Here is a 21,162-nt window from a genome sequence, read left to right on the forward strand (position 1 = left end):
AACACATCAGGTGGTGTACACCCGTCGAGGTGAGCGAGTCATTGGGGCATACCACATCCAGCATGTGAACGGATATCACCGGCGGTTGAAGGAGTAGATGGAACGATTCCATGGAGTCGCAACCCACTACCTGAGGAATTATCTGGGCTGGCGCAGGATGCTGGAACGTTACGGCAGGGAGGTAAATCCAAGATGTGTTTGCATGAGGCGCTAGGGCACCCAATGCAACACGTAATTGGGACATAGCCTTTTTTGTTGCCTGGTGAATGTCACGTCATGCGGCAATAGTTCAATGAGTAATAGCTGTATGCCATCAGACAAGAAGTTGAATGACATTATCTATCACCTCTTTGGCTTCTCTACATCCCTGAGCCACTCGTTGTGCACAGTGAGGGCAACCTGCCTGTGTGACGCCTTGTTACGAGCCGACCCTTGCACGTGAAGTTGAAGGGGTGTGCAACGTGTTCATGTTCCTCATCAGAAATGATGAGAGTGAAGAGCGCCACAGGTTGCCCTATGTCTGGCATTCCCGTTCAACCTGGGTTGTCTCAGCCACCACTGAACACACCGACTGTGCTACCAAAGGGGAACGCTGCCAGACTGTTTGCCAATGGCTTCATATGCTGTCAATGCACGGACCCTGTCGACAAAGCAGAGCATGTCGTGATGCTTTGACAGAGATGAATTCTCTGTCTGGTGTGTTATTCACGTCTTGTTTGGACTGTGTGTGGTCGCTGAACATCGGGAAAGCGGCGGATATCGAAGAATGGGCAGGGGGGAGAGCAAGGCGATGTCAGCCCCAAAAAAGAGACAAAAAAAGAGCCACACAATGTGTGGCTCTTTATTCAGACTACGAGTCTGCTCAGGGGCGACCGGCCGGGCTGGTTGCCACGTTGCTGGCAGCGGTGCTGCCACCGTGGCGACCGGAGGTCACGACTTCGCTGCGTACCAGGGGAGCATACTCCACGGGTTCACGGGGTGTCGGGGCAGGCGCTGCAGCCGGCGTTGCCATGGGGGCATAAGCCTTGCGGGCACGGGCCAATACACCGGCACCCTTGTTCACGACCTGGGCCACAGGCACAGCGGCTTCTGCAGCGGCAGATTCCTGGGGGGCGACTTCGGCAGAGACTGGCGCCACGGGAGCAACTGGTTCGGCGACCACGGCAGGGGCTGCATCCACGTTGGTGACGTCGTCAGCCACGGATTCGGCCACAACAGCTTCGCTGCTCGGGGCTTCCTCGGTCTTGGTCTTCACGTTGGCAACAGCAGGCTCGGCAGCAACCACCTCGGCGGCGGCTTCCACGACCACAGGGGCAACAACGACGGGTTCCACCTGCGCGGCAGCCTCGACGGTGGCAGACTCTGCAACCAGTGCGGCTTGTGCCTGCTCTGCCGCTTCCTCAGCAACGGCTTCAGCCACCACGTGTTCGGTCAGTGCGGCGGAGGCCTGCAGGGCTGCTGCAACCGCTTCTGCGCTCGGAATGGTGATGACAGGCACAGCCGGTTCATCCACCTTCACCTGAGCCGCATCGGCCTGGGCGGCGGCAGTCAGCTGCACTTCACCTTGTGCTTCGTCTTCACGCTGGCCACGAGCCTCTTCGTTGATGCGCTTGCGACGTTGCCCTTCGATACGCTGATTGCGCGGAGTACGGCGGGAGCGACGCTGACCTTCGCCTTGCTCTTCTTGCTGCTCAGCGGCGGCTTGCACGTCGGCGACGACGTGCTCGTCACTCGGCAGGGCAGGGGTGTCGGTCGCGGCGACATCGACACGGATCTGCTTGCGCAGTTGGCGACGTTCACGGCGCTCAGCAACTTTCTGCTCTTTCTCCTGACGCGGTTCAGCGCTGGCGACCGCAGTATCAACGGTATCAACCGCCTCGACGATCACCTCGGCACGGGGTTCGCGGGGGGCGCGAGGTTCACGAGCAGGACGCGGAGCACGAGGTTCGCGCTCCTGGCGGGGTTCGCGAGGCTCACGCTCCATGCGCTGTTCGGTGCGCACGTCACCACGGGGTTCCCGTTCCTGACGCGGTTCCCGCTCTTGACGAGGCTCACGCTCTTTGCGCGGGCGACGATTGCGATCACTGCTCTCGCGGCTGGCTGCGCCTTCACGCTTCTCGCCGGCCTCGGCATTGCGACTGCCGCGGTTGTCGTCACGACGGCCACGTTGACCACGGCTGCGGGATTCATCGCGCTGGTGACGGTGCCCGTCATCCTTGCGAGCTTCGCGCTGAGCGGCCGGTTTGTCGGCAGGCGCCTTCACCTCGGCCGGAGCCGCATCGGAGGAGGCACCGAACAGGCCGGAGAAAGCCTTGGCCAGCTTGCCAAAGAAGCCGACTTGTTCTGCAACCGGAGCGGGAGGCGCAACAGGAGCCGGGGCGGTGGGCGCAACCGGCTGGGGAGCCGGGGCAAACCCTTGCAGCAGCGGTTGTTCACGCTCGACTACCTGAGCTTGGCGCGGCTGGTAGACCGGCTTGGCAATCTCGGTTTTGAGCTCGTAGCTGGCCGCTTCCGGGATCTCGTTCTGACGGATGCGGGTCACTTCGTAGTGCGGGGTTTCCAGATGCTGGTTCGGAATGATGTAGACACGCACATCATTGCGCTGTTCCAGATTGGCGATGGAGGTACGCTTCTCGTTGAGCAGATAGGCGGCCACATCGACCGGCACCTGGGCATGCACCTGCTCGGTGTTGTCCTTCATGGCCTCTTCTTCGATGAGACGCAGGATGGACAGGGCGAGGGATTCATTGTCACGGATGACCCCCTGACCCTGGCAACGGGGGCAGATATGGCTGCTGGACTCGTTGAGGGAGGGACGCAGACGCTGGCGAGACATCTCCAGCAGACCGAAACGGGAGATACGGCCCAGCTGGATGCGGGCACGATCCTGATGCACCGCTTCACGCAGACGGTTTTCCACTTCGCGCTGATGGCGAACCGGGGTCATGTCGATGAAGTCGATGACAATCAGGCCACCCAGGTCACGCAGGCGCAGCTGGCGAGCGATCTCGTCGGCTGCTTCCAGGTTGGTCTGCAGGGCGGTCTCTTCGATATCGCCGCCCTTGGTGGCGCGGGAGGAGTTGATATCGATGGAGGTCAGTGCTTCGGTCGGATCGATGACGATGCTGCCGCCGGAGGGCAGGCGCACTTCGCGCTGGAAGGCCGATTCGATCTGGCTCTCGATCTGGAAGTGGTTGAACAGGGCGACATCACCCTTGTACAGCTTCACGCGATTGAGGAAATCGGGACGGACCAGCTCGATATGCGACTTGGCGCGTTCGAAGATGACCGGGTTGTCGATCAGGATCTCGCCCACATCGCGACGCAGATAGTCACGGATGGCGCGCACGATGACGTTGCTCTCCTGGTGAATGAGCACCGGAGCGGAACGTTGTTGTGACGCCTTGTGGATGGAGTCCCAGTGATTGAGCAGAACGTTCAGATCCCACTCCAGCTCTTCCGGGGACTTGCCCACACCGGCGGTGCGCACGATGAGGCCCATGCCGTCCGGCACGGTCAGTCCGCTCAGAGCTTCCTTCAGCTCGGTCCGCTCGTCACCCTCGATGCGACGGGAGATGCCGCCGGCACGGGGGTTGTTCGGCATCAGCACCAGGTAGCTGCCAGCCAGACTGATGAAGGTGGTGAGGGCTGCACCCTTGGTACCACGCTCTTCCTTGTCGATCTGGACAATCACTTCCTGGCCTTCGCGGACCACTTCTTTGATGTTGGGACGACCCTGATAGGAGTAACCGGAGGGGAAGTAATTGCGGGCGATTTCCTTTAACGGCAGGAAACCGTGGCGTTCGGCGCCATAGTCAACAAAAGCAGCTTCGAGACTGGGTTCTACTCGGGTGATTTTGCCCTTGTAAATGTTCGCTTTTTTCTGCTCGTGTCCCGGACTTTCAATATCCAAATCGTAGAGCTGTTGTCCGTCAACCAGCGCTACGCGCAACTCCTCTTCCTGAGTCGCGTTGATTAGCATTCTTTTCATTGAGTTCTCATTATTTTGTCATTTTGATTCCTCCACTGGGTCCTGCCGGCGCCGGCCTCGGGTCTTCAGCATGCTGGGGCAACCTCCCGGTTGGGGTATGCATGAGGCGCAAACTAAGGGCACTCTGGTTCAGCCTTCTCGAGAGGGCGTGAATTAAGGATACCGATGTGGAGACAATTTACGTCGGTTCTGTTTGTGTTCTCCATGCGTTGTACCTCGCACCCGGGAACCGTCATGTTCTTGTATACACGGTGTTTCGGGATTGGGTGGCATACATTTTGGCCACTTAGTACAAGGCTTGAACACAATGACAAAACCTTGTTTATTATCCCATTTAAACCACTTTTATAGCAAGACGCCATTTTTTAACAAAGCATGGAGCCAAGGGCTGTCGGCGGTGTTAAAATCCGCGCCATGACACAGATACATCAACAAGTGCAGCTGCTCACCATCGAAGCTGAGCATGACGGGCAGCGCATCGACAATTTTCTCAAGACTCAGTTAAAGGGCGTCCCCAAGAGCCTGATTTATCGCATCCTTCGAAAAGGGGAGGTGCGGGTCAACAAGAAGCGCATCAAACCGGAATACAAGCTTTGTGCCGGTGACGAGGTGCGGGTGCCCCCCGTGCGTGTGGCCGAGAAGAATGAGTTGCCTTCTGCCAACCTCGGCAGCATCCAGCGTCTGGAGAGCCAGATCCTGTTTGAAGACGATGCCATGATAGTGCTCAACAAGCCGTCCGGCATGGCAGTGCACGGCGGCAGCGGCCTCAGCTTTGGCGTCATCGAAGGGCTGCGTGCCCTGCGCCCCGAAGCCCGTTTCCTCGAACTGGTGCACCGGCTGGATCGCGACACCTCCGGCGTGCTGCTGGTTGCCAAGAAGCGCAGTGCCCTGCGCAGCCTGCACGAGCAGTTGCGGGTCAAGACCATGCGCAAGCAGTATCTGGCGCTGGTACGTGGCCAGTGGCAACCCCACGTCAAGGTGGTCAATGCGCCACTTCGCAAAAATGATCTGCAATCCGGCGAGCGGGTGGTGCGGGTCAGCAGCGATGGCAAGCCCTCCGAGACCCGGTTCCGGATTGCCCGTCAGTTTGCCGAAGCCACCCTGGTCGAGTGCAGCCCCATCACGGGCCGCACTCACCAGATCCGTGTCCACACCCAGCACGCCGGCCATCCCATCGCCTGCGATGACAAATATGGTGAGACCGGGTTTGATGAAAAGATGCGAGGGCAGGGGCTAAAGCGTCTGTTCCTGCACGCTTGGAAGCTCACCTTTACTCATCCGGTGGACGACCGGGAGATGCAGGTGGAAGCGCCATTGTCACCGGAGCTTGAGGCGTTCCTCGCCAAGCTGCCACGCTGACAACCATGAAAAACGGGAGCCAAGGCTCCCGTTTTTCATGGCAGAGTTCTTGTTATGGCAGAGCCAGGCCGTGGCGACCCAGGAGATCAACCAAGCCTATCAGGGGAAGACCGACAAGGGCGTTGGGATCGCGCCCCTCCAGCGCCTTGAACAAGACGATGCCCATTCCCTCGCACTTGAAGCTGCCGGCACAATCCAGAGGACGTTCGGCCTCCACATAGCGACGGATGGCGGCTTCATCGAGCGAACGAAAATGCACGGTGAAAGGCTCGACGAGCTGCTCGGCATGGCCATTTGCAGCATTGATCACGCACAGCCCGGTGTAAAAGATGACGCGCTTGCCTTGGGCCTGCAGCAACTGCTCGACCGCCTTCTCCACCGTGCCGGGTTTGCCGAGGATCTGCCCGTCACAGACGCACACCTGATCTGAACCGATGATCAATCCTTGATCACGGTCAGCGGCAACCGCACTCGCCTTGGCAAACGCCAATCTGCTGACCAGGGCTTCCGCGGTTTCCCCGTGTTGCGCCGTCTCATCGACTTGAGGCGCGGCACAGTGAAACGGCTGACCGAGTTTTTCCAGCAAGGTCTTGCGGTAGGACGAGGTGGACGCGAGGATCAAGGAAAGCTGCATGTTTTGATGATATCCATTTATAAATCAATTGGTTGATTCTATCTGTGCAGATGGGGCCACGCAAACAGGAGATGTCTACAGCGGGACTCGCCTAATTAGCGGGAAGCATGCATGCTGATGGAACCACAGCACAAACACAAGAGATCGGAATTGAGCGTGATGACACGATATGCGGCCTTGGTCATGGCACTGATCTCCTTCGCCAGCTGGGCAGGGACATGGCAACTTCGCCAGGGGGGTGAGGGGGTGATGCTCTGGACCCAGCCACATCCTCCGACCTCTTTTCAGGCCTTACGTCTGGAGATGCGGGTGAATGCCGATCCTGGCGCGCTGATCACGGTGCTGCGCAACACGGCGCGCCATGAAGAGTGGTTGCCCCAGAGCCGTGAAGTCAGGGTGCTGGCCAGATCGGGTCCCGACGATGATCTGGTCTATACCCGCCTGGCGTCTCCCTGGCCGGTGCAAGACAGGGAGCTCATCACCCGCTCCCATCTGAGTCGACGCATCGATTGCGGCCTGACTCTCGAGGTGTGGGCAGAGCCGAATGCCCTGCCATTGCATGCAGGGCTGTTCCGGATCCAGGAAAGCGCCGGACGGTGGGAGGCGCTACCCCAACGGGATGGCAGCACACTCGTTCGGCTCGAAACTTATACCAACCCGGGCAACAACTTGCCGGGCTGGCTGGTCAATCCCATTGCCATCAAGGCTGCCGTGGGCAGTTTCAAAGCCATACGCCGACTGATGGAAGCCGAGCCCAGAGTGGCTGCGACACCAGGCCTGCTGGGGAGCGACCCGCGCTGTTCTGCCACCTGATGAGACACCAAGGAGCACATCCGGTGGACAGACAGGGGAGGGGAACAGGATCCTGTGCCAGATCCTGCACGATATGGCATAATCGGCCACCGATGAGCACAAGTTCCTCTTGCAGGGGCCTGTGAAGGTAAAATCATCGGCGGTAAGGACTTTTTCCTTTGACTATCCCTTGTTGGACCTATAATATTCGCGCCCTATGCAAAAGGTGAAGTTGCCCGTTAAGGTTGATCCAGTCCGTAATGCCTTGAAGCTACTCGATTATGTCGGGATAGTGGAAAAGTCGCAGATGCCCAGGCTGGAGGAATCAACCGAAGGCTTGCGAAGTGATGTGGATGTCACACTGCACTTTGGCAAAGATGTCCAGAAGTTGACCGTTATGAAAGGCACTGCCCATGCCAAGGTCGACCTGGTTTGCCAGCGTTGTGGTGAGACATTTGAACACCTTTGTGAAGCTAGTTTTATTTACACTCCGCTGTTCGAAAGAACAAACGGGGAAGAACTGCCGGAAGCTTATGAGCCCATTGAGTTGGACGAAAACGGCGAGATAGATCTTCATCAAATCCTGGAGGATGAACTCATCCTCTCGTTGCCTCAGGTAGCCATGCATCCGATGGATGTGTGTCCCAGAGGAAACATGGAGATGACCTGGGGGGAAATCGAACCTGCTGATGAGCGGCCGAATCCCTTTGCAGTTCTTGAAGCGCTCAAACGTAAGTGAATTTTAGGAGTTAGCCTACCATGGCCGTACAACAGAACCGTAAAACCCGCGCCAAGCGTGGCATGCGTCGTTCCCACGATGCGCTGACCACCGCTGCCCTGACTGTTGATCAGACCAGTGGCGAAATTCATCGTCGTCACCACGTGACTGCCGATGGTTTCTACCGCGGTAAAAAGGTAATCGCTTAAGGATTGCCTTTGTCTACGCAAACTGTCGCGCTAGACATAATGGGGGGAGATATCGGCCCCTCGGAAACAGTGCCTGCCGCCGTGCAGGCACTGTCTCTTCTACCCCAGCTAAAACTTGTTCTGGTCGGTGATCAACACCAGACTGCCCCTCTTCTGCAGCAACATGGCCTGCTCAACCACCCTCGCGTTCGTCTCGTGCATGCCTCCCAGGTCGTGGGCATGGGCGAAAAGCCTATCGTGGCGCTGCGTACCCTGAAAGACTCCTCCATGCGCGTGACCCTGGATCTGGTCAAGAGCGGCGCCGCCGATGCCTGTGTCAGTGCCGGTAACACCGGTGCCTTGATGGCCATGGCCAAGTGCGTGCTCAAATCCTTGCCCGGTGTTGACCGGCCAGCCCTCATCAAGGCGCTGCCCACATTGGGTGGAAAACGGACCGTGATGCTGGATCTGGGTGCGAACGTGAGCTGCGATGCCGACACCTTGCTGCAATTTGCCGTGATGGGCGCCGTGGTTGCAGAGAAGGTCGAGGGGATACCTTCACCCAGAGTGGCACTGCTCAACGTGGGGGAGGAGGAGATCAAGGGCAACGATCTGGTGCGCCACAGCGCCGAGTTGCTGCGCCAATGCTCCGCCCTGAATTTTGTCGGTTTTATCGAGGGGGACAGGATCTTCAGCGGCGAGTGCGACGTGATCGTCTGCGACGGTTTCGTGGGCAACGTGGCGCTCAAGACCGCGGAGGGGGTGGTGCGGATGATGGCTGAACTGGCCGGATATCCGCGTAAAAAACGCAGTTTTCTTGGTCGACTCGCCGGGTTTATGTTCAAACGGCGTTTCTCTTACCTGAACCCCGACCAGTATAATGGCGCGAGTCTGTTAGGATTGCGCGGCATTGTGGTAAAAAGCCATGGGCGGGCCGAGCGCCGCGCTCTGTGTCATGCGATTCTGCTGGCCGCACAAGAAGCCAGACATCAACTTCCATTGCAAATTGCAGATCGCCTTGAATCTGTCTTTTCCGACAGGGATTTATAAAACTCTATGCATAGCAAAATTCTGGGTACTGGCAGTTATCTGCCGAGTTCGGTTCGTACCAACGCCGATCTTGAACAGATGGTTGAAACCAGTGACGAATGGATCGTGGAACGCACCGGGATCCGTGAACGCCGTATCGCCGGAGCCGACGAAACCGTCGCGACCCTTTCTCATCAGGCGGCCTTGCGTGCGCTTGATGCGGCAGGTCTGACTGCCGCCGATCTGGACATGATAGTGCTGGCCACCACCAGCGCAGAGAATGCCTTCCCAGCCGCTGCCTGTGAACTGCAGGGGCTGCTTGACGTACCGGGGATCCCGGCGTTTGACGTAGCCGCCGCCTGTGCCGGCTTTACGTATGCTCTCGCCATCGCCGATCAGTTCGTCAAATCCGGCGCGGCTCGCCACGTGCTGGTTGTCGGTGCGGACGTGCTGTCACGTATGTGCGATCCCGAGGATCGCGGCACCATCATCCTGTTCGGGGATGGGGCAGGGGCCGTGGTGATCGGTGCCAGCGAAACGCCGGGCATTCTCTCCACCCATCTGCATGCGGATGGCCGTTACGGCGATCTGCTCAAGCTGCCGCAGCCGCGCCGCGGCATGCCGGGGGCCGAGCTTGAAGCCTACATGTACATGAAGGGCAACGATGTGTTCAAGGTAGCGGTCACCCGTTTGAGCGAGATCGTCACCGAGACCCTGGCCGCCGCCGGCATCGCGCCGAGCGAGCTGGACTGGCTGGTGCCCCATCAAGCCAACTTCCGCATCATCAGCGCCACCGCCAAGAAGCTTGGCATGGGGCTGGACAAGGTAGTGCTGACCCTCGACAAGCACGGCAACACCTCTGCCGCCTCCGTGCCCATCGCCTTTGATGAAGGGGTGCGCGATGGTCGCATCAAACCAGGCCAGCTGGTCCTGCTGGAAGCCTTCGGCGGCGGTTTTGCCTGGGGCTCTGCGCTGGTTCGCCTCTGATACCGAGCGGTGCCCGGTCCTCGGGCGCCCGCTTACCGAATTCGTCTTACCTTAAAGGAATCAATGATGACCCGATTTGCCATTGCCTTCCCGGGACAAGGCTCCCAGAGCGTCGGCATGCTGGCCGAGCTGGCCGAGCAACACGCCGTGATTAAAGAGACCTTCGCCGAGGCGAGTCAGGTGCTGGGTTATGACCTGTTTGCCCTGGTGATGGCAGGCCCGGCCGAGGATCTCAACAAGACCTGGCGTACCCAGCCTGCACTGTTGACCGCCTCCGTCGCGCTGTGGCGCCTGTGGCAGCAACAGGGGGGGGCAACCCCCGCCGTGATGGCCGGCCACAGCCTGGGGGAATACTCCGCCCTGGTGTGCAGCGGCGCGCTGGCGTTTGCCGATGCCGTCAAACTGGTCGAGCTGCGTGGTCTGGCCATGCAGGAAGCCGTACCGGAAGGGACTGGCGCCATGGCTGCCATCATCGGTCTGGACAACGAAAGCATCGCTGCCAACTGTGAGAAAGCGGCCCAGGGGCAGGTGGTCTCTCCGGTCAACTTCAACTCTCCGGGCCAGGTGGTCATCGCCGGCCACAAAGAGGCGGTCGAGCGTGCCAACGTGCTGATGAAAGAGTCAGGTGCCAAGCGTGCTCTGCCGCTGCCGGTCTCCGTACCCTCCCACTGCGCCCTGATGAAACCGGCCGCAGAAAAGCTGGCCGCCGCCCTGGATGGGATCGAGATCAAGGTTCCTGCCATCGCCGTCATCAATAATGTCGACGTCTCTTGTGAGCAGGATCCGGCCGCCATCAAGCAAGCCCTGGTGCGTCAGCTGTTCAGCCCGGTTCGCTGGACTGAAACGGTAGAGCGCATGGCAAACGACGGTGTAACCCTCGAAATCGAGATGGGCCCGGGCAAGGTATTGACCGGCCTGGCCAAGCGTATCGATGCGCGAGTGGAAGGTATTCACGCCAACGACGTCGCCTCGTTCGAGCAGGCGCTGGCCCAGATCAAGTAAACAGGAGCAAGTCATGAGTTTTACCGATAAGGTTGTGTTGGTCACTGGCGCCAGCCGTGGCATTGGTCGTGCGATTGCGGAGACGTTTGCTGCTCGTGGCGCCAAAGTCGTGGGTACCGCGACCAGCGAGAGCGGTGCCGAGGCGATCAGTGCTTACCTGGGTGAGCAAGGCTGCGGCATGGCACTGAACGTGACCAGTCAGGAATCCATCGAAACCGTCTTCGCCGCCATCAAGGCGCGTTTTGGCGACATCGACATCCTGATCAACAACGCCGGCATCACCCGCGACAACCTGCTGATGCGGATGAAGGATGACGAGTGGAACGAGATCATCGACACCAATCTCACCTCCCTGTACCGTCTGAGCAAGCCGGTATTGCGTGCCATGATGAAGAAGCGCAACGGTCGCATCATCAGCATCGGTTCCGTGGTCGGCACCATGGGCAACGCCGGTCAGGTCAACTATGCTGCTGCCAAGGCGGGTCTGGTTGGCTTTACCAAGTCGCTGGCCCGTGAAGTGGCATCCCGTGGCATCACGGTGAATGCGGTTGCTCCCGGTTTCATCGAGACCGACATGACCAAGGCGCTCAATGAAGAGCAGCGCGCCGGCATCATGAATCAGGTGCCTGCCGCCCGTTTGGGCGATCCGAAAGAAATTGCTGCCGCTGTGGTATTCTTGGCATCGGATGATGCCGCCTATATTACCGGCGAAACCCTGCATGTTAATGGCGGGATGTACATGGTGTAATCAATTTGTCGTGAGTTCTGTTCAAATTTGCGATAATACGCCGAAGTTTGGCGAATTTCGTGGTTTGACCAGCGGCAAGTCACTTGCAAACTCACGTCAATTGAATACACTACCCCAACCAGACGCAATAGCGTATTTTTAAAGGAAAATTCAGGTCATGAGCAACATCGAAGAACGCGTAAAGAAAATCATCATCGAACAACTGGGTGTTAAAGAAGAAGACGTGAAGAACGCTGCCTCCTTCGTCGACGACCTGGGCGCTGACTCTTTGGATACCGTTGAACTGGTAATGGCGCTGGAAGAAGAATTCGATACCGAAATTCCTGATGAAGAAGCCGAGAAGATCACCACTGTTCAAGCGGCTATCGACTACATCACCGCTAATCAGGAATAAGTTCCTGTTCTGAAAGAAGCGGCCCAAGGGCCGCTTCTTTTATGTTTACCCCTTTCAAAACACCTCTCGGAGACTACCTCAGTGTCAAAACGCAGAGTCGTGGTGACCGGCTTGGGGATGCTTTCCCCGGTAGGCAACACTGCCGAATCCAGCTGGCAAGCCCTGCTCAACGGGCAGAGCGGCATTTCCCTCATCGACCACTTTGATGCAAGCGAGTTCGCAACCCGTTTCGCAGGCCTGGTCAAGGATTTCGACCCCGAAGAGTTCGGCATCAACCGCAAAGAAGCCCGCAAGATGGATCTCTTCATCCAGTATGGCGTGGCGGCGGGTGTTCAGGCCCTGGAAGATTCCGGCCTGATCATCAACGAAGAGAACGCGGAGCGGGTAGGCGTTGCCATCGGCTCTGGTATCGGCGGTCTGGGTCTGATTGAGCAGAACCACAGCAGCCTCATCAATGGCGGCCCCCGCAAACTGAGCCCTTTCTTCGTTCCGTCCACCATCATCAATATGGTGTCCGGTCATCTTTCCATCATGAAAGGCATGCAGGGCCCGAACATCGCCGTGACAACCGCCTGTACCACGGGTACCCATGCCATCGGCATGGCTGGCCGGATGATCGCCTATGGCGATGCGGACGTGATGGTCGCCGGTGGTGCCGAGAAAGCCTCCACCCCCATGGGCATGGGCGGCTTTGCCGCTGCCAAGGCGCTCTCCACCCGCAATGACGAACCGCAGAAGGCGAGCCGCCCCTGGGACAAGGATCGCGACGGTTTCGTGCTGGGCGACGGTGCCGGCGTGCTGGTGCTGGAAGAGTATGAACATGCCAAGGCCCGCGGCGCCAAGATCTATGCCGAGCTGGTCGGCTTTGGCATGAGTGGGGATGCCTATCACATGACGGCCCCTCCCTCGGACGGCGATGGTGGCGCACGCGCCATGAAGAACGCCATCAAGGATGCTGGCATCGCACCCGAGCAGATCGGTTACATCAATGCCCACGGTACCTCTACCCCCCTTGGGGATGTGGCAGAGCTGCGCGGCATGAAGAAGGTGTTTGGTGAACATGCCAGCGCCCTGATGGTCAGCTCCACCAAGTCCATGACAGGCCACCTGTTGGGTGCGGCTGGCGCCATCGAGGCGATCATCACCGTGCTCTCTCTGCGTGACCAGATGGTGCCTCCCACCATCAACCTGGACAACCCGGATGATGAGTGCGACCTAGATCTGGTGCCGCACGTTGCCAAGGCCGGCAGCTTCGAATATGCCCTCTCCAATTCCTTCGGTTTTGGCGGCACCAATGGCTCCCTGATCTTCAAACGCGTATAATTCGCTCTGGGCGAATGATAAGGCCCGATACGGTAGTATCGGGCCTTTTTTATCGGAGGGATCCCCTTGCTGATTAATGGAATACCCACAGAAACACTGTCAGCCAGGGATCGTGGACTGGCATACGGTGATGGTCATTTCACCACCATGCTGGTGAGGGAAGGGAAGGTACTCTGGTGGCAGGACCATCTGGCCCGGCTGCAACATGCCAACGCCCGGCTTGGTTTTGGCGAGCACTCCTGGGACCTGCTTGCCGACGAGGCGGCGCAGCTTGCTTCTGGGCAGACACAGGCTGTCGTCAAGATAATGCTGACCCGGGGCGCCGGTGGGCGGGGATATGACGGCGCAGGCTGTGACACGCCCACTCGCATCGTCTCTTTGGCACCTTATCCTGAGCATTATCATGATTGGCAGCAAACCGGTATCAATGCCCTGGTATGCCAGCAGCAGCTTGGGGACAGTCCCATGCTCGCCGGTCTCAAGACGCTGGGGCGCCTCGAACAAGTGATGCTGAAGCGCGAACTTGCTGCGCGTGGCGGGGTCGAAGGTATAGTCTTGAACAGCCGGGGATTTCTGGTAGAAGGGGTCAGCGCGAATCTGTTTTGGCGTCGTGGTAGGACGGTGTTCACACCGGATCTCACCCGCGCCGGGATCGATGGCATCATGCGCAAGCGCGTGATGACGATGCTTAAACAGATGGGCATTGAACTGCGTGTCGTAGAGGCTCCATTGGAGTCGCTCTGGCAGGCGGAAGAGGTCTGGCTGACCAATACCCTGATGGGCATTGTCCCGGTCACCAGCATCGGGGATATGCACTATCCCAGTCCGGTATTGATCCGCCGTTTACAGGAGCGCTTGGTCATTGAAGTTTAATCGGCTTTACACCCTGCTCGCGGGGGCGGCACTCTCTGTCGCCGTTGCCGGAGGGTACGTGTATCACAAGTGGCAACAGGTGGAGACGCTCACCAACAAGGGGCCAACCCGCCTCTTTACCGTCGAAAAAGGCGCCCATGCGGCGCGCCTGATTGCCGAACTGGGGGAGGGGGAAACCAGCCCCTGGGCGGTGCGCCTCTGGTTGCGCGGTCATCCCGAACTGGTGGCCATCAAGTCCGGCACCTATGAAATCAAGGAAGGGGCGCCGCTCAAGGAGACTCTCTCTCTCTTTGCTTCCGGCAAGGAGTTTCACTTCAGCCTGACCTTTGTCGAAGGGTCCCGATTTGAGGATTGGCTGAAGCAACTTTCCAGCGCCCCCTATCTGGAGCGCCTGACTCTGGAGCAGAGCGAAACCGAGCTGGCTCAGGAACTCGGCATCGAAAATGGCAAGCTGGAGGGGTGGTTCCTGCCGGAAACCTACGCCTATACCACTCATGCCAGCGATCTTTCGATCCTGCGTCGCGCCTATCAGGACATGAAAACGTTCCTGGAGGCTTCCTGGGAGAAGCGTCAGGCCAATCTGCCCTACAAGACTCCCTATGAAGCGCTCATCATGGCCTCCATCATCGAAAAAGAGACGGGCCAACCGGATGAACGAGCCCAGATTGCTTCTGTGTTCGTCAACCGTCTACGCCTTGGCATGAAGTTGCAGACCGACCCTACCGTCATCTACGGGGTGAAGGAGAGGTACGATGGTAACATTCGCCGCAGCGATTTGACCGACGTGAACCCCTACAACACCTATGTGATCGACGGTCTGCCTCCGACGCCCATCGCCATGCCGGGCAAGGCCTCTATCGAAGCGGCGCTCAACCCCAAATCGACCGACTATCTCTACTTCGTTGCCAAGGGGGGCGGTGCCCACTACTTCTCCAAGACCCTCGATGAACACAATCGGGCGGTACGTGAATACATATTGAAGAAACCCTAATGTCTAAATTTATCGTGATTGAAGGATTGGAAGGGGCAGGGAAGAGTTCTGCGGTGCGCTATGTCACCGACTATCTGCAAGCCCACGGAGTGGCGCGGATCGAGTGCACCCGGGAGCCGGGCGGCACGCCGCTGGCGGAACGCATGCGGGCCATCGTCAAGGAAGTGCACGACGAGCGCCTGACCGTCGAGGCCGAGCTGCTGTTGATGTACGCCTCCCGGGTACAACTGGTGGAGATCCGGATCAAGCCTGCCTTGGCAGACGGCATCTGGGTAGTGGGCGATCGCCATGATCTCTCCTCCCAGGCCTATCAGGGGGGGGGCCGCGGCATCGATGCGAACCTCATCGGCGCCATCAAACGGGCGGTCCTCGGGGATTTCAAGCCGGATCTGACGCTCTATCTCGACATCGATCCTGCCATCGGTCTGCAGCGGGCCCGCCATCGCGGCGAGCTGGACAGGATTGAGCTGGAACAGATCGGTTTCTTTGAACGTACCCGCCAGCGTTACCTCGAGTTGGCGGCCGCCGATGATTCCATCCAGGTCATCGATGCCGGGTTGCCCCCGGCGCAAGTCAAAGCCGCCATCGAGGCTGCCCTTGAGCATTATCTGGCAAGCGAGGGGCTATGTATCCCTGGCTGATCCCGGATTGGCATGCCCTGAGCGAGACGGCCCGGGCCGGACGGCTCGGCCACGCCTGGTTGCTGCTAGGCGATCCCGGCCTTGGCAAGGAGCAGCTTGCAGAGCGACTGGCGCGACTGCACCTGTGTCAGTATCCACAACGAGGTGAGCCCTGCGGTCAGTGCCACTCCTGCCAGCTTTTTGAGAAGGGGCATCACCCGGATCTTGGCACCCTGGGGCCCGAGGGCAAGACCATAGGTGTCGAAGCCATCCGGGAGATTTGCAGCCGCCTCCAGAGCACGTCCCAGCTCGGTCGCGGCAAGGTGGTGATCATTCAAGAGGCGGAGCGCATGACGGAGTCTGCCGCCAATGCTTTGCTGAAGACGCTGGAAGAGCCGGCTGGCGACAGTCTGTTGCTGCTCATCGCATCCCGGGTATCTCGCCTGCTCCCCACCATCTTGAGCCGTTGTCACAAACATGTCTGCCAGCTCCCCTCTGAGGGGGAGACCCTTGCCTGGCTCGCCGAGCAGGGCCATCAGGCCACCCAGGCCCAGGTGCGGATCTGCCAGGGGGCGCCGCTGCGGGTGCTGAGCTACATCGAAGCACAGCAAGATGATGCCAGACGGGCATTGCTCGACGGATTTGTCTCGCTGGCATCGGCCCCCACCCGTGCGGCGAATGTCTGCGCCCAGTTGGCCGAGGATACTCAGGTCCGGCTGCACTGGTTGCAGCTCTTCTTGTGCGATGCCCTCAAGCTTCAGGCTGGCTGCGGCCATCATCAACTGGCAATGCCGGATCTTGCATCACTCAGCCAGCAACTGGCAGAAAGACACTCCAGCGAACGGCTCCTGGAAGCTGAACAGCAGCTGGTTGTGCTGAAGGAGGCTTGTCAGCCAGGGCAGCTTTCCAATCCCACCATCCATTTGATGAACTGGCTCAATCGCTGGTTATAAACAAGGTTGTCTATGTTACTCGTTGATTCCCATTGCCATCTCGATCGCTTGAGTTATGGCTCCAAGCAGACCGACATGGCCGATGTACTGGCCAAGGCGGCTCAGCAGAGCGTGGGATATTTTCTCTGCGTGAGTGTGACCCAGGCCCAGTTCCCGACCATGATGGAGGCCATCGCCCCCCATCCCCAGGTGTTTGCCTCCTGCGGTGTCCACCCGCTCAATCAGGATCCCGGGGTGGATGCTGCCTTGCTGCTGACTCAGGCGGCCGATGAGAAAGTGGTGGCCATCGGCGAAACCGGGCTCGACTACTTCTATTCACCGGAAAACAAGGATGTACAGCAAGCCTCTTTCCGCGAACATATCCGGGTAGCCCGGGCACTGAACAAATCGCTCATCATCCACACCCGGGATGCCCAGGAAGACACGTTGCGGATCATGCGAGAGGAGGGGGCCGAACAGGTGGGCGGAGTGCTGCACTGCTTCACCGAGTCCCTCGAAATGGCCGAGGCCGCGATGGCAATGGGGTTCTATATTTCCATCTCGGGAATAGCCACTTTCAAGAACGCCTCAGCCCTGCAGGCCGTGGTCAAGGCGTTGCCCCTGGAGCGACTGCTGGTTGAAACCGACTCTCCCTATCTGGCACCGGTTCCGCACCGGGGGAGGGAGAACGAGCCGGCCTTTGTTCGCGACGTTGCCCAATTTATCGCGGATCTTCGCCAGATTCCGCTCGCTGAATTGGCGGAGGCCACCAGCCACAATTTCTTCGAATTGTTCAAGTTGGCAAAGCGATAACAGACAACGCCCCGCATAGCGGGGCGTTTTACTATGACAATCTGCACTATCACGCCATCCAAAAACAATCATGCCAAGTTGTTATCTCTCACTTTGTATGGTGGATGCTGACGAGATCAAATCGCCAGCACCTGATAAAACAGAGCAGGGATGACAGAATGCTTGAGGAATAAATGAGGGGCTGAAATGGGTTAAAAGCACTCTTCATAAGTATCGATAATATTCATTATCGATACTTGATAGATCTGGACGATCCTGTAAGATCCACCGAAACTCCGCTTTAAATCATATAGTTAAGTGAACTACCCACGCCTTCAAAACCCAGTTCAGCAATCCTTGCAGAGCGTCTTCGATCCTCAGCTGAACAGCCGGGCAAGACGCTTTCTGCGCAGCGCCAAAGCCGACTCCACCCTCAATGCCTATCAGGCAGATACCCGTATCTTTGTCTCCTGGTGCCAGCTCCACGGGCTGGATCCCTTGCAGACGACACACCACGACATCATGAATTTTTTGGCGGATCAGGCCGACGGCATCCTGGCCAACTGGGTCTGGCTGGACAAAGAAGAAGGGAAGGGGGAGCTTCGCAACGGGGAGCCTCGCAAACCGGCCACCCTGGTAAGACGGCTTGCCGGCATTCGTTATGCCTTCAAGCAGAAGGGGATCCACCCCATGCCGACCGAGCATGCGGAGATAAAGGAGATGATGCGGGGCATAGTACGGCTCGGTAATAACCGCAAACGCAAAACGGGGGCGCTGACCCTGAAACCATTGGCCTGCGTACTGGACGAGATAGACACCAGCAACCTGGCTGGGCTTCGGGATTACACCCTGTTGCTCCTGATGTTCAGTGGCGCCTTGCGCCGATCGGAAGCGGCCAAGATCGAGGTGGATGACGTGCAGTTTGTGGGGCAGGGGATACGCCTTCGTCTCAAACCAAGCAAACATCAGCTCCATGAAAGCGAGATAGCGCTCATTCCCGGCAAGCAGTATTGCCCGGTGACTGCTCTCGGCCGCTGGTTGAAAGCGAGCCGCATAAGCCAGGGTCCGCTGTTTCGCCGCATGACCCGCTGGGGACAGCTCACCCCAGATCCCCTGGGCCCGCAAGGCATCAACCTGATGATCAAGCGGCGAACCGGCCAGGCCATCGACGATCTCCATGTCAGTGGCCACAGTTTGCGGCGGGGGTTCATCACCTCTGCGGTGACGGCGGGCAAGCCGATGAACAAGATCATCGAGGTGACCCGACACAAGGACATGCGCACCTTGCAGGAATATTTCGACGATGCACACAAGTTCTCGGATCACGCCCTGGATGGGTTGTTATAGAAAACCGCGCCTCTGCTTTTTTTATGTTAAATGCCATCCTGTTGATCTGATGGTATATTCAATCCGTCCTCCACAGACATCATGACGGTGGGGGAGTCGTAATCCGATTTACTTTCGTAGAAGATGCCAACGAAAAATGAGAGATAACATTCACGATATAGACATGTCGGAAGGTCACGATAGCCAGGAATTGAAGAAAAGCGCCGCTCAAGAGAACGCCGAACGCCAGCGTCAACATGTAAAGCGCAAGCAGGAAACCCACAGCCGGTTGCAGTGCTGGATAAGCAACCGTCACGCCGAGCGGCTGCATGAACTCGGCCTGCATCTGGAAGACAGTCAGGCATCCCTCATCGAGCAGGCGATCGACCTGCTCTATCAGCACGAACTGCAACAAACGACCAACGCGCAGCAGAGCGATGTCCCCGAGTCGGCAGACATGCTCGAATAGACGATGCTATCGTGCCGTGCCGGTGTGATTGAAAAAGAAGACAAAAAAAGCCAGGTACGAATTCCTTGTACCTGGCATAGGGGAATTGGCTCCTTGCAGAGCCGTGCGCTAACTGGTATGCGGATAGCCTTAAGCTTAGACAAGGCTCTAGGCATTTCAAGAACCGGATAAAAGTTCAACCAGAGTGGGGGTTTTTCAGACTCGAACAGGCGCTGTTTTTGCTCGAGCAACCCCACTCTCACGCATAGAACAGGTTGTTGTCCCGTACCAGCTCCCGGGGCAGGGCATTCTTGATGCGACTCCCCACCCATTTCCCCATGCCGAGCGGGTGCCCCTGGTAACGAACGATCACCTCCCCACTCCCGGCATCCTGCTCTGGCCAGACATCTCGTCCCATCATGAATTCACGGGCATTGGCGGCATCCAGCTCGACGCATCCCTTGCTCGCCTCATGGCCGTAAGCCAGAGCCCATTCATGGGTCAATCGATATCCCTTCTTGAAGGTTTCAGCCAGCTTGATGCCGATGCGATCGAAACGCAGCTTCCCCTGTACCGGCTCGAAGGCGTGAGGGAAGAGCCAGATCTCGTCATTGCGGCCAAACAATTGGCCATGGGGCACGATGCCAAAATTCCCTTCAATCTCCCGCAGCATGGGGCCGGCCTCTTTCTCTGGCAGCGGTGAGAAGGGGAACTTGCCGAGCTTGCCAGGTTTGAACATGGTGTTGGGCACGGAGTGATGCTTGTGCAACCGGGCAACGAAAAAGCCCTCACTGTCGAAGATCTGGGGCCACACATGCAGGTATCCCTCCGGCGTACAGGCTTTCTCCGCTCCCGGAAAGAGATCGGCCAACGAGTCAAAGCTGAAGGCATCGCCGAACTTCTCTTGCAGTGACTGGCAGACGTCCTGGTTCTCTTGCAGGCTCAGGGTGCAGGTGGAGTAGACCAGTACGCCGCCGGGTTTGAGGGCGTGAAAAGCACTCTCCAGCAGGCCACGCTGCACCGCGGCGATCTCCTCGATGCTCTCCAGGCTCCAGTTGCGCAGTGCGTCTTCATCTTTTCGCACCGTCCCCTCGCCGGAGCAGGGGGCGTCGAGCAGGATGGCATCGAAGGTTTCCGGCAGCCATTGGCCAAAGACCTTGGCATCGAAATGGGTCATGCCGACGTTGGTCACACCGCAGCGCTGGATATTGGCGCTCAGCACTTTCAGCCTGCTGCTGGAAAACTCGTTGGCGATCAGCATGCCGCGGTTCTCCATCAGCGCCGCGATCTGGGTAGTCTTGGAGCCAGGGGCGGCGGCCGCGTCCAGCAACATGCCATCCCCTCTGGTTTGCTCACTGGCAAAGAGCGCCGTCACCGGCAACATGGAGCTCGCTTCCTGAATATAGAAGAGGCCGCACAGATGCTCGGCCGTGTTGCCAAGGGGGACGCTCTCATCGCTGCGGGTGAGCCAGAAGCCGGTTTCACACCAGGGCACGGGATCCAGCTGCCAGCCAAGCGGCGCCATGCGGGCGACAAACTCGGATACCGTGATCTTGAGGGTGTTGACCCGGATGCTGCGCCGCAGCGGCTGCCGGCAACTCGCCACGAATGCCTCCATGGAGAGATGGGATGGCATGAACTCCGCAATGTGACGCAGGAAGTGATCGGGGAGGTAGGTGTTGTCGTGCACGGCGCAATCTCGCTGACCCAAAATGAGGGGCGACATCTTACCACAGTGCGCCGCCCTTCTTGATGGGAGAGTCCATGAGGCCATAAAAAAAGGCGCTGTCCCAATTATGTGTTGGAAGGCTAATCTGGAAGTAGGTCATCACCGCGAGGACCTTCATCATGGATACGCCAGCCTTCCAACACCTGTTGTCCCTCTTTCCATTACTTACTCTGCGTCAGCGCCGTGTCGCTCAGCATGAGCTCGCCGCTCCACACCCGATTACGTCCCTCCATGCCCAGTTACCCACATGCTGCGGCTGTCCCCACTGCCAGGCGGATGCCACCCA

General features: G+C 58.6%; 20 protein-coding genes and 2 pseudogenes. 19 read left to right on the forward strand and 3 right to left on the reverse strand.

The genetic code is table 11. The features are described 5' to 3' along the window. Positions 1-246 (forward strand): annotated as a pseudogene (locus AB5Y51_RS14845) (IS1595 family transposase); the annotation flags it as partial. A 616-nt stretch (positions 247-862) separates the two neighbouring features. Here AB5Y51_RS14845 and rne read toward each other — a convergent pair. Next, the gene (gene rne / locus AB5Y51_RS14850) at positions 863-3,991 is read right to left on the reverse strand and encodes a ribonuclease E (protein WP_368178670.1); all 3,129 of its coding nucleotides are present in this window, start codon (positions 3,989-3,991) and stop codon (positions 863-865) included. A gap of 414 nt (positions 3,992-4,405) precedes the next feature. On the opposite strand from rne, the gene rluC reads away from it, so the two are divergent. After that, positions 4,406-5,350 (forward strand): 23S rRNA pseudouridine(955/2504/2580) synthase RluC, encoded by a 945-nt coding sequence (rluC, locus tag AB5Y51_RS14855; RefSeq protein WP_201901065.1) that lies wholly within the window; start codon positions 4,406-4,408, stop codon positions 5,348-5,350. Between the two features lie 52 nt (positions 5,351-5,402). Here the strand turns inward: rluC and AB5Y51_RS14860 are convergent, their stop codons facing one another. After that, entirely contained in the window at positions 5,403-5,984 is a 582-nt protein-coding gene (locus AB5Y51_RS14860) for a nucleoside triphosphate pyrophosphatase (protein ID WP_323943264.1), read from the reverse strand. A 183-nt stretch (positions 5,985-6,167) separates the two neighbouring features. Here AB5Y51_RS14860 and AB5Y51_RS14865 point away from each other — a divergent pair, with 183 nt between their 5' ends. From AB5Y51_RS14865 to AB5Y51_RS14940, 16 genes are all read left to right on the forward strand, one after another. Further along, positions 6,168-6,797, forward strand: coding sequence for an START domain-containing protein (locus AB5Y51_RS14865; protein WP_368178675.1), 630 nt, complete (start codon positions 6,168-6,170; stop codon positions 6,795-6,797). 196 nt (positions 6,798-6,993) lie between these two features. After that, positions 6,994-7,515, forward strand: coding sequence for a 23S rRNA accumulation protein YceD (gene yceD, locus AB5Y51_RS14870; RefSeq protein WP_368178671.1), 522 nt, complete (start codon positions 6,994-6,996; stop codon positions 7,513-7,515). A 20-nt stretch (positions 7,516-7,535) separates the two neighbouring features. Continuing rightward, positions 7,536-7,703, forward strand: a complete 168-nt coding sequence (gene rpmF / locus AB5Y51_RS14875) for a 50S ribosomal protein L32 (protein ID WP_005300935.1) — start codon at positions 7,536-7,538, stop codon at positions 7,701-7,703. A 9-nt stretch (positions 7,704-7,712) separates the two neighbouring features. Then, complete coding sequence (gene plsX, locus AB5Y51_RS14880) at positions 7,713-8,732, forward strand: phosphate acyltransferase PlsX (protein ID WP_041215168.1); 1,020 nt, start codon at positions 7,713-7,715, stop codon at positions 8,730-8,732. 6 nt (positions 8,733-8,738) lie between these two features. Continuing rightward, entirely contained in the window at positions 8,739-9,698 is a 960-nt protein-coding gene (locus AB5Y51_RS14885; RefSeq protein ID WP_039041171.1) for a beta-ketoacyl-ACP synthase III, read from the forward strand. Between the two features lie 66 nt (positions 9,699-9,764). Beyond that, positions 9,765-10,700: an ACP S-malonyltransferase gene (fabD, locus tag AB5Y51_RS14890; RefSeq protein WP_042863866.1), complete on the forward strand. Its 936-nt coding sequence runs from the start codon at positions 9,765-9,767 to the stop codon at positions 10,698-10,700. Between the two features lie 13 nt (positions 10,701-10,713). Next, positions 10,714-11,448, forward strand: a complete 735-nt coding sequence (gene fabG, locus AB5Y51_RS14895; protein WP_039041169.1) for a 3-oxoacyl-ACP reductase FabG — start codon at positions 10,714-10,716, stop codon at positions 11,446-11,448. A gap of 157 nt (positions 11,449-11,605) precedes the next feature. After that, the gene (acpP, locus tag AB5Y51_RS14900; RefSeq protein WP_005300909.1) at positions 11,606-11,842 is read left to right on the forward strand and encodes an acyl carrier protein; all 237 of its coding nucleotides are present in this window, start codon (positions 11,606-11,608) and stop codon (positions 11,840-11,842) included. 81 nt (positions 11,843-11,923) lie between these two features. After that, complete coding sequence (gene fabF / locus AB5Y51_RS14905) at positions 11,924-13,165, forward strand: beta-ketoacyl-ACP synthase II (RefSeq protein WP_039041168.1); 1,242 nt, start codon at positions 11,924-11,926, stop codon at positions 13,163-13,165. 66 nt (positions 13,166-13,231) lie between these two features. Next, positions 13,232-14,038: an aminodeoxychorismate lyase gene (gene pabC, locus AB5Y51_RS14910; RefSeq protein ID WP_041211426.1), complete on the forward strand. Its 807-nt coding sequence runs from the start codon at positions 13,232-13,234 to the stop codon at positions 14,036-14,038. Next, positions 14,028-15,029 (forward strand): endolytic transglycosylase MltG, encoded by a 1,002-nt coding sequence (mltG, locus tag AB5Y51_RS14915; RefSeq protein WP_029314535.1) that lies wholly within the window; start codon positions 14,028-14,030, stop codon positions 15,027-15,029. The genes pabC and mltG overlap by 11 nt, the downstream gene beginning before the upstream one ends. Next, complete coding sequence (gene tmk / locus AB5Y51_RS14920; RefSeq protein WP_368178672.1) at positions 15,029-15,670, forward strand: dTMP kinase; 642 nt, start codon at positions 15,029-15,031, stop codon at positions 15,668-15,670. The genes mltG and tmk overlap by 1 nt, the downstream gene beginning before the upstream one ends. Further along, a complete protein-coding gene (gene holB, locus AB5Y51_RS14925; protein WP_323922823.1) occupies positions 15,655-16,602 on the forward strand; it encodes a DNA polymerase III subunit delta' in 948 nt (315 codons plus the stop codon). Before tmk ends, holB begins: the two co-directional genes overlap by 16 nt. A 12-nt stretch (positions 16,603-16,614) precedes the next feature. After that, on the forward strand, positions 16,615-17,394 hold the full coding sequence (locus AB5Y51_RS14930; RefSeq protein ID WP_368178673.1) for a TatD family hydrolase: 780 nt from the start codon (positions 16,615-16,617) through the stop codon (positions 17,392-17,394). Between the two features lie 297 nt (positions 17,395-17,691). Further along, positions 17,692-18,720, forward strand: coding sequence for a site-specific integrase (locus AB5Y51_RS14935; protein WP_368178674.1), 1,029 nt, complete (start codon positions 17,692-17,694; stop codon positions 18,718-18,720). Between the two features lie 163 nt (positions 18,721-18,883). Then, entirely contained in the window at positions 18,884-19,168 is a 285-nt protein-coding gene (locus AB5Y51_RS14940) for a RepB family protein (protein WP_042017648.1), read from the forward strand. 238 nt (positions 19,169-19,406) lie between these two features. Here AB5Y51_RS14940 and rsmF read toward each other — a convergent pair whose 3' ends face one another. After that, positions 19,407-20,837 (reverse strand): 16S rRNA (cytosine(1407)-C(5))-methyltransferase RsmF, encoded by a 1,431-nt coding sequence (rsmF, locus tag AB5Y51_RS14945; RefSeq protein WP_368178676.1) that lies wholly within the window; start codon positions 20,835-20,837, stop codon positions 19,407-19,409. Between the two features lie 158 nt (positions 20,838-20,995). Here rsmF and AB5Y51_RS14950 point away from each other — a divergent pair. Further along, positions 20,996-21,162: pseudogene (locus AB5Y51_RS14950) on the forward strand (IS1595 family transposase); the annotation flags it as partial.

This window comes from Aeromonas sp. R7-1 (assembly GCF_040908115.1).
GTDB lineage: Bacteria > Pseudomonadota > Gammaproteobacteria > Enterobacterales > Aeromonadaceae > Aeromonas > Aeromonas caviae.

Excerpts from the sequence above, each read along its gene's own strand:
- rne (WP_368178670.1), bottom strand. The coding sequence starts at position 3,991 with ATGAAAAGAATGCTAATCAACGCGACTCAGGAAGAGGAGTTGCGCGTA.
- rluC (WP_201901065.1), top strand. The coding sequence starts at position 4,406 with ATGACACAGATACATCAACAAGTGCAGCTGCTCACCATCGAAGCTGAG.
- AB5Y51_RS14860 (WP_323943264.1), bottom strand. The coding sequence starts at position 5,984 with ATGCAGCTTTCCTTGATCCTCGCGTCCACCTCGTCCTACCGCAAGACC.
- AB5Y51_RS14865 (WP_368178675.1), top strand. The coding sequence starts at position 6,168 with ATGGCACTGATCTCCTTCGCCAGCTGGGCAGGGACATGGCAACTTCGC.
- yceD (WP_368178671.1), top strand. The coding sequence starts at position 6,994 with ATGCAAAAGGTGAAGTTGCCCGTTAAGGTTGATCCAGTCCGTAATGCC.
- rpmF (WP_005300935.1), top strand. The coding sequence starts at position 7,536 with ATGGCCGTACAACAGAACCGTAAAACCCGCGCCAAGCGTGGCATGCGT.
- AB5Y51_RS14885 (WP_039041171.1), top strand. The coding sequence starts at position 8,739 with ATGCATAGCAAAATTCTGGGTACTGGCAGTTATCTGCCGAGTTCGGTT.
- fabD (WP_042863866.1), top strand. The coding sequence starts at position 9,765 with ATGACCCGATTTGCCATTGCCTTCCCGGGACAAGGCTCCCAGAGCGTC.
- fabG (WP_039041169.1), top strand. The coding sequence starts at position 10,714 with ATGAGTTTTACCGATAAGGTTGTGTTGGTCACTGGCGCCAGCCGTGGC.
- acpP (WP_005300909.1), top strand. The coding sequence starts at position 11,606 with ATGAGCAACATCGAAGAACGCGTAAAGAAAATCATCATCGAACAACTG.
- tmk (WP_368178672.1), top strand. The coding sequence starts at position 15,029 with ATGTCTAAATTTATCGTGATTGAAGGATTGGAAGGGGCAGGGAAGAGT.
- holB (WP_323922823.1), top strand. The coding sequence starts at position 15,655 with ATGTATCCCTGGCTGATCCCGGATTGGCATGCCCTGAGCGAGACGGCC.
- AB5Y51_RS14930 (WP_368178673.1), top strand. The coding sequence starts at position 16,615 with ATGTTACTCGTTGATTCCCATTGCCATCTCGATCGCTTGAGTTATGGC.
- AB5Y51_RS14940 (WP_042017648.1), top strand. The coding sequence starts at position 18,884 with ATGTCGGAAGGTCACGATAGCCAGGAATTGAAGAAAAGCGCCGCTCAA.